2 protein-coding genes are annotated in these 726 nt (G+C 69.7%); both read left to right on the forward strand.

Translation table 11 applies throughout. The annotated features are described in order from the left end of the window. Nucleotides 1-358, forward strand: a 358-nt coding sequence (locus tag H5411_RS46630; RefSeq protein WP_220818400.1) for a general stress protein, incomplete at its 5' end; no start/stop codon positions are given. Between the two features lie 23 nt (nt 359-381). After that, on the forward strand, nt 382-726 hold a 345-nt coding region (locus H5411_RS46635), incomplete at its 3' end, for an Hsp70 family protein (protein WP_183128045.1).

Below are 726 nucleotides of genomic sequence, written 5' to 3' on the forward strand. Positions count from 1 at the left end.
CGAGCACACCACCATCAGCGGCGTGGGCCTGCGCCTGGTGGAAGACGTGCTGGGCCGGCTGACATATCCGAAGGCAGCCGGGCTGGGCGCCCTCAACGGGCTGTGGATCGGGCTGCTGTTCGGCGTGTTCCTGGCGCTGTTCACCACCAACGCGGTCGCGTGGTTCGCGGTGATCTTGTGGGCGCTGCTGTGGGGCGCGGTGGTCGGCGCCGTGGCGGCCCTGATCTGGCACGCGCTCTCCGGTGGCCGCCGGGACTTCCTCTCGGCCAGCCAGCTGATCGCCGACCGCTACGAGGTGCTGGTCGACCCCGCGCACGCCGAACGCGCCCGCGAACTGCTGCAGACCAGCCAGTCCTGATCACGTGAGGGGAGGCGCTTCTCATGGCTAAGGCAGTCGGTATCGACCTGGGAACCACCAACTCGGTGATCGCCACCGTGGAGGGCGGCCAGCCGACCGTGATCCCGAACAGCGAGGGCAGCCGCACCACCCCGTCGGTCGTGGCGTACACCGACCAGGGCGAGCGGCTGGTCGGGCAGCTCGCGCGCCGCCAGGCGATCCTGAACCCGAAAGGCACCATCGCGTCGGCGAAGCGGTTCATCGGCCGTCGGTTCGAGGAGGTGGCCACCGAACGGGACACGGTGTCCTATGAGGTGGTGTCCGGCCCGAACGGCGCGGCACGGTTCGATGTGCGTAGCAAGCAGGTCGCGCCGGAGGAGATCTCTGCG

The organism is Amycolatopsis echigonensis (genome assembly GCF_014174495.1).
Taxonomy (GTDB): Bacteria; Actinomycetota; Actinomycetes; order Mycobacteriales; family Pseudonocardiaceae; genus Amycolatopsis; species Amycolatopsis echigonensis.